Source organism: Sulfurimonas sp. (assembly GCF_023229105.1).
Lineage (GTDB): Bacteria > Campylobacterota > Campylobacteria > Campylobacterales > Sulfurimonadaceae > Sulfurimonas.
The window spans coordinates 1-7,201 of record NZ_JALNZY010000091.1 but is presented as its reverse complement, the minus strand read 5'-3'; the positions used below and the strand labels follow the sequence as shown (position 1 = coordinate 7,201).

The window sequence follows — 7,201 nt, the reverse complement described above, 5'->3', positions numbered from 1 at the left end:
ATAAGCGAGGCTAAGGAACTATCAGTTTTTTGCCCATAACTTCCTACATTAGTTCCTGTTAAAATAAACTCTCCAAAACCATTGCGGGCAAGCCTCTCAATCTGCTCTAGTATCTTCTGCTCATCCATACTTCTTGCATCCCCGCGCACATGTGGAATTATGCAGTAAGAACAACGAAAGTTGCATCCCTCTTGTATCTTTATAAACGCCCTGCTCTTGCCGATAAAATCATCTACCACGCTCTCATCGATATAATTTAAATCTCCCGGCTCATAAAATGGTTCTTCCTTAGAGAGCATCTCATCGATATTTATCTTCTTGCTCTGTCCAAATACGCCTGCAACGCGCCCTTGTTCTAGAAGCTTTTCGCCTTTTGTATGAGCACCGCAGCCTGTTAAAAAGATTTTAGCATCACCGCTATTTTCGACATGAGAGATGTATGAACGAACATGCGAATCTGCTCCGTTTGTAACCGTGCAGGAGTTGACTACGATTATATCTGCTTCGCTTTCATCTTCTGTCACGCTATACTCTTGCATGGAACTCATCATAACCTGAGAATCATAAAGATTTGTCCTGCATCCAAATGTTTTAAAATATACTTTTTTCATGCTTTATATAATCTCTTCGTTAATAGCAAACGGCGGTTTTCGTTTTTTGGCTGACTCTTCCAAATGAAGCATCTGAGTAGGGTAAGCAATCGTAATATCATCTTCTGCTATAAAAGCATCTACAATCTCGGTAGAGATAACGCTTCTTAGAGTAAGTGTTGCGTAGGCATTTGTCAAATACCAAGCATCAATGGCTATACCGTTTGGCTCTATAAAGGAGAAAATCCTAGGCTCGACATTTGTGTTTTTCAAACTATACTGATTTCTAAGTTTATTTAGCTGTTTTCTAGTTATATCTGTATATCCTTTGGAGAATTTTTTAGTTATCTCTTTGGCTAAGTACATCGCTTTTTTATGGTTTGAGTCATATGTGATAGTAATCCTAACTCCGTCCCAAACAGTCTTTAGTGTGCTGTGGGTATAGTTTGCTATCATTCTTGTAAATACATAATTATTAGGCACAAAAATAATTCTTCCGGCTCTTCTGTTATGTTCAATCGCGGTGAGCGTGATATCTTCAAGCAAAGTCATTCTTAAAAGTGATATATCCATAACATCACCGACATACATCATTCCATCCATGTCAACGCGGATTCTATCTCCTACATGTATGCTTCCGCCAAAAACTATTACAAGCCAGCCGAGCAAGCTCATAAACCAGTCTTTCATGGCAATAGCAATACCCGCAGAAGCAAATCCCAAGATGGTAACAAGATAGCTTACGTTTTCAATATAGTTAAAAAAGAGAATCAAGACTATGAGCGTAAAATTAACGAATGTTATAATCTTATTTGCCATGTAAAAACGTTCATTGTCGGTTATATATTTCTTAATAAACAACTTTAACAAGAAGAAAAAAACAAAGACTATAAGTACGACAACGCCTATTTTAGCGATTTTAAGTACTTGAACTTCTACCTCTTTGTTAATATTTACCTCTACGATATCCAATCTTTTTTGATACACATCAGCAGTTACCTTTATGGTGTCAAGAGCAGATTCAAATCTCTCTAACTGCTTGATTTTTAGTTCTGCTTTTTCATTATATGCATTCTCCTCATCAAGAGCCATTATCTCGCCATATATTCGGATTTCAGACCTTAAAAGTAAGATAAGCTCTTTTAATTCATCTTTTTTTAAAATATAAGAATTAAAATCGCTATCTAGAGTTTTAATAAGAGAAATACCGACAAATATATCAAAAGGATTGTTTATTTTCGGGACTTCATCTATATTTGGCGGAGTTAAAAGGTCTGAAAAAGGAGAACTGTCTTTTTTCTTAAGCTTCTCTATTTGTGAGGTCAATATTTTCTCTCTTGCTATGAGCGCACTAAGCTCATCCGCTTCACTCAGAGTTTTGTTTCTCTTTTTTTGAAGAAAATTTATCCTATCTACTATTTTTTCTAAACTCTCTCTAACATCCAGCGATGTAAGATATGAGGAGTAGCTTTTCATCCAGACACTATCTTTTTTTGCTATCTTAGCCTCAATCTCTTTTAAATCTGAGATATATTTTGCAATCTTCTCTTTTTTTTCACTCTCTTGCGCAAGCTTAATTTTTTGCAGTGCTTCTTCGCTTATATTTTTATCATTTTGCGTACTGTTTGAAAGAAGGAGTGATGCTGCAAGTAAGAGAAGAAAAACTATCTTTTTCATTTATCTTTTTCCAAATTTATTTAAGACGCACATAACGGTTCCGGTATCAACTTTATCTGTAATTACAACATCTCCAATACCCAGAGGTAAAATAAATGTTATAGCAGAATCAGAACTCTTTTTATCAAGAAAAAACGCCTGATAAAATACTTTTACATCTTCTATTTCGTAGCTTATAGGCAGAGCATATGTCTGCAGAAGCGATTTAACTCTAAGCGCTTCTTTCTCGCTCATAAGATTCATCTTTATAGCCATTTCATTTGCCATAACTATACCGATAGCCACAGCTTCGCCATGTAAAAATTGTTTATATTTCGTCTCATTTTCTATAACATGTCCAAAGGTGTGTCCATAATTAAGAGCAGCTCTTACTCCATGCTCCTTTTCATCCTGCGCAACAACATTTGCTTTAGTTTCAACTGCCATTTTTATAGTTTCTTGAAGTATTTGCGGGTTATGTAAATCGGCATTTTCTAAAAACTCAAAAAAATCTTTGTTAAACGTCACAGCCATCTTAACTATTTCTGCAACTCCCGCACCGAACTCTCTTTTAGGAAGAGTAGTTAAAAAATATGGGTCGATATATACGGCACGAGGCTGATGAAATGCGCCTACAAGATTTTTTCCGTACTTATTGTTTATACCTGTTTTTCCGCCAACACTTGCATCTACTTGAGAAAGAAGTGTAGTAGGTATTTGAATAAAATCAACTCCTCTTTGATATATACTAGCGGCAAATCCCGTCATATCGCCGATAACTCCGCCGCCAAAGGCGATAAGCATGGATTTACGGTTAAAACGATGCTCAAACATGGAGTCCAAAATTTCGTCTATACTCTGTTGGTTTTTATACTCTTCCCCATCCTTGAGCGTTATAATATGCAACTCTTTTGCGCTGATATTTGAGAGAAGATACTCTAAATGAAGAGCAGCAACTGTCTGGTTTGTAACAACTGCCACTTTTGTATCAAAATGTATTTTAGGAAGTCTGTTTATTGTTATATCGTAGGAGTTGTCAACAGCTTTTTTGAGTTCTATATGTACTTGCATTATTCATCCAAAATTTAATTAGATGTATAATACTTAAATAAGGCTGAAAAACGGCTAAATCAAATCTGCACGGGGATAAATATTTGATGATTACTGTCTAATTTATGGTAGAGTTTCTCACTGTCAGTTGAGAGGATTGAGTAGATTTTTCTTTGTGTTAATTTTTTTGTAAAAGGGATAATCTGTATAAAATCCTTTTTTTGTTTTAACCTTTTTATCGGGTTTTGGCTCTCTTTTATAACTTTAATACTCTTTGAAAAGATGGTAGCTAAATTGTAGTAGTGCTCAATAACTTGCTCTTTTGCCTCTTGATGTTCATTCATGTAATTATAAAGTTCAATATTTAGGCTCATCTGCTCAGAAACATCAAAGATTGTTGAAGAAATTTTCTCCAAATCACGGTTGTCTCCAAGGATGATAGAAGCATCCTTGACATTGAAGATATCCTTGTCTGCTATTTTAAAAACAGGCACTTGCGCTTCATAGAAAGTTGTTCTCATTTTATAATTATCAAATATTTCATTTGGAACGATTACTAAGCCTACATGATACACTTTTATATCGTTAAAAAAGCTCTGCTTGAGCTTTTTGTTACTGTAATTTATATCAATAATTACCTTTTGGCTACGATACTTTTTAATCATCCAAATTACATCAAAATCACTAGGATTCACTACCCTTATAACTAACGTATGTCCCAGTTTTTCATGTACAAAGAGTGCTCTTTTAATAAAATCTTCTGCGGCATCAAACTTTAATAAATCCATATCTAGATAGATATAAAGATTTGAGCCAAATGGTTCAGGAAATTGTCCCAACTCTCTTTTTATAGCCCTATAGACAGATTTTAAAACAGCAGGATCACCCACTAAAAGCAGAAGGTCATTTGGCTGAATCATTCTTCGACGATTTGGCATAATAAGCTTTCTGTTTCTATATATAGCAACAATGCGCCACTCTTTTTGTTCAATAACCCCGATATGTTTATAGATAAAGGAGCTTCCAAATGGAACCAATACTTCCATTATCTCACCCTCGCCTATCCCTACATTTTGGGCTATCACAGGAACATTGGGTAGATAATCAAGTAGTCTAGATGAGAGAATTTCATTTGAGTTGATTAAAACAACATTAGAATCCTCGTTTTCTAATTTCCACTTGTTTAAAACAATAATACGAAGCTGCTTTTTTATGCTTCTTATATTTTTAACGGTATGCTCAACGTCCATCTTGCTATCCATAACAATTATGACTTGAGCGAATTCCATTTTAAGCAAATTTGCAAGTTTATATAAGCTAGTAGGGTCAAACTCATAAAACTTAAAGCGTGACGGATTTATATTTTTATATTTTTTGGCTTTAGTCTCTACAATATAGTAGATATTTTCACTTGTATGCGTATCTATAATTCTATTTATAAAATGTTTAGATACTTCGCCATCGCCAATGATTAATATTTTTTTCATACACCGTCTTCTATAATTTTTTTAGCATTATATCATTATAACTTTACTGCTCTCTTTTGATTGTCTGAGCTGATCTTACCCAGAGCTCTTTTTGAGCCTTTTTCCATTTTCTATTTACAAAATAGCCTGATATTTTAACCCATCCCTCACTCATCGTATTTGATGTAAAGGAGGTTCCTCTCTCCCACTTATCAATAGCATTTCCATTTATCCCATCATATATAATACTATCTGTTTTTAGACGAAAAGCACTTGCTTGAAAAGTTATAATTTCATCTTTATCAAAACTCTTCTTTTGATACTCATCTTTCATAATAAGTTTTGGAAAAATGCTCTTTTCTTCACATTCTTGAGCGTAAAAAATATGATTTTTCTCTTTACTTTCTTTGGTTTTTAAAAGTTTTTCCTGTTTTTTAACTATGTTTTCTAATTTATCTATTTTTTCAATTAATCTTTTATTTTCTATTTTTAAGTCTATCTTTTCTGAATACAAAAATGATAATATTGTCAAAACTAAAACTATTATTTTCATTGCAAGCTACCTTTTTTAACTAATCTAACACCCATTTCGGCATGATGAGTATATGCAAACTGATCAAAAAGAGCCATATCTGCTACTATATGAGTTTTACATAAAATCTTTAAATCTCTAACCAATGTTTCAGGATTACAAGATATATACAAGATAGTATCATATCCAGAAACAAATTCACATGTAGCCTCATCCATCCCGCTTCTTGGTGGATCTACAAAGATGGTTTTAATGTCATAAGATGCTATATCTATATCTCTCATTCTGTTAAACTCTCTTGCTCCCCTAAGAGCCTGTACAAACTCCTCTACTCCCATTCTTACGAACTCTATATTTTCTACGTTATTTAGACTCATATTTGCTTTTGCAGCATTTATGGAGGATTTTGATATCTCTGTAGCTAAAACTTTTCTAAATCTTCCCGCAAAAGGTATCGTAAAGTTTCCTGCACCGCAGTAGAGCTCAAGTAAGTCGCTCTGGTTTTTTGGCAAATTTTTAAGAGCCCATGCAATCATCTGCTCATTTACACTGGAGTTAGGCTGAGTAAAACTATTTTCAATATAGTTAAATCTAAACTCTCTGTCTTGTACATTTAAGATTTCTGTTACATGGTCTTGCCCTATTGTTACCTTTTGACCCCTGCTACGTCCTATTATATATATATTAAGCTCAGTAGCTATTTTAGTAGCAATCTCACTCCAAGAAGCATCAAGTTTTTTATGATAAAGCAGTGAAACTGCAATCTCGCCACTGTTTGAACTTAAAAAATCCGCACCAAATAGTTTAAAACCTATGTTGTTTTTTTCTATGGCACTTAGAAGTTTTGGCATCAAAGCGGCTATGGGTTTACTTACCTGAGGACACTCATCTACAAGAACAACACCAGTTTTGTCTATATGGTTCATAGCATAATAAAGCTCATCTTCTTTGTGCCAGATTTTAAATTCGCTTCTTGAGCGATAGTGACTCTGCGGTGATCTAAAAATAGCAATATCATCCTTGTAATAAGGTTTAAATCTCTCTTGATTCAGACCTACTTTTAAAGAGAGTTGATGCTCGTATCCCTCTTCATAAACTCTACATGCACCGCATTCGCCAAAATATTTACAATTCATATTATCTACTTTGTTTATCTATTTTATAGAGGCTATAAGATTTCCGATAAGCAGATTCCATCCATCTATAAGGATAAAAACCAGTATCTTAAAGGGCAGTGCTATCATGATTGGCGGAAGCATCATCATACCCATAGACATAAGTATTGATGCAACAACCATGTCAATTACCAAAAATGGTAAAAAGAGTAAGAATCCTATCTCAAAAGCAGTCTTTAGCTCACTTATTACAAATGCCGGAATGATTATAGAGAGCGGAACATCTGCAACTGTTGTAGGATTTTCCATCTTTCTTATTCTAAAAAAGAGAGCCAAATCCTTCTCTCTTGTGTTTCTTATCATAAAATTTTTAAACGGCAGAGCAGTTTTGTCAAATGCCTCTTCGTAGCCGATTTTTTCCTCTATGTAGGGTTTTATACCATTTTCATAAGCTTTAGTGCCTACGGGTTCCATCACAAAAAAAGTTAAAATCATTGCAAGCATGACCAGAAGCTGTGTAGGCGGAACTTGCTGCGTGCCAAGAGCCTGCCTTAAAAAACCAAACACTATTACAAATCTAGTAAAAGTTGTCATAACAAGCACCATGCTAGGTGCTAAAAAAAGCAGTGTTAATAAAACAAGTACATTGAGCGAGCTGACTAGCTGCTGCGGCGAAGAAGGTGCTGAGAGTTCAAAATTCATGGTGGGAATAGCAACACTTTCAGCCCCATATATTGAGGTTGCACCCAATAATACTAGTAAAAAAAGTTTAAACATTATATGTTTGCTGCC

7 protein-coding genes are annotated in these 7,201 nt (G+C 34.5%); all 7 read right to left on the bottom strand.

Annotated elements, in window-relative coordinates:
* A partial coding sequence (locus M0Q17_RS10035) for a radical SAM protein (protein ID WP_295086457.1) occupies window positions 1–611 on the bottom strand: 611 nt, incomplete at its 3' end.
* A gap of 3 nt (window positions 612–614) precedes the next feature.
* Window positions 615–2,267, bottom strand: coding sequence for a mechanosensitive ion channel domain-containing protein (locus M0Q17_RS10030; protein WP_295086455.1), 1,653 nt, complete (start codon window positions 2,265–2,267; stop codon window positions 615–617).
* The gene (aroB, locus tag M0Q17_RS10025) at window positions 2,268–3,317 is read right to left on the bottom strand and encodes a 3-dehydroquinate synthase (protein ID WP_295086453.1); all 1,050 of its coding nucleotides are present in this window, start codon (window positions 3,315–3,317) and stop codon (window positions 2,268–2,270) included.
* Window positions 3,318–3,376: 59 nt separating this feature from the next.
* A complete protein-coding gene (locus tag M0Q17_RS10020) occupies window positions 3,377–4,783 on the bottom strand; it encodes a TrkA C-terminal domain-containing protein (RefSeq protein ID WP_295086451.1) in 1,407 nt (468 codons plus the stop codon).
* Window positions 4,784–4,826: 43 nt separating this feature from the next.
* Entirely contained in the window at window positions 4,827–5,315 is a 489-nt protein-coding gene (locus M0Q17_RS10015) for a hypothetical protein (protein ID WP_295086449.1), read from the bottom strand.
* Window positions 5,312–6,430 carry a tRNA (uridine(54)-C5)-methyltransferase TrmA gene (trmA, locus tag M0Q17_RS10010; protein ID WP_295086447.1) on the bottom strand — a complete coding sequence of 373 codons (1,119 nt, stop codon included), beginning with the start codon at window positions 6,428–6,430 and terminating at the stop codon, window positions 5,312–5,314. Before trmA ends, M0Q17_RS10015 begins: the two co-directional genes overlap by 4 nt.
* Window positions 6,431–6,448: 18 nt before the next feature.
* Window positions 6,449–7,186, bottom strand: a complete 738-nt coding sequence (fliP, locus tag M0Q17_RS10005) for a flagellar type III secretion system pore protein FliP (protein ID WP_295086459.1) — start codon at window positions 7,184–7,186, stop codon at window positions 6,449–6,451.
* Window positions 7,187–7,201 lie beyond the last annotated feature (15 nt).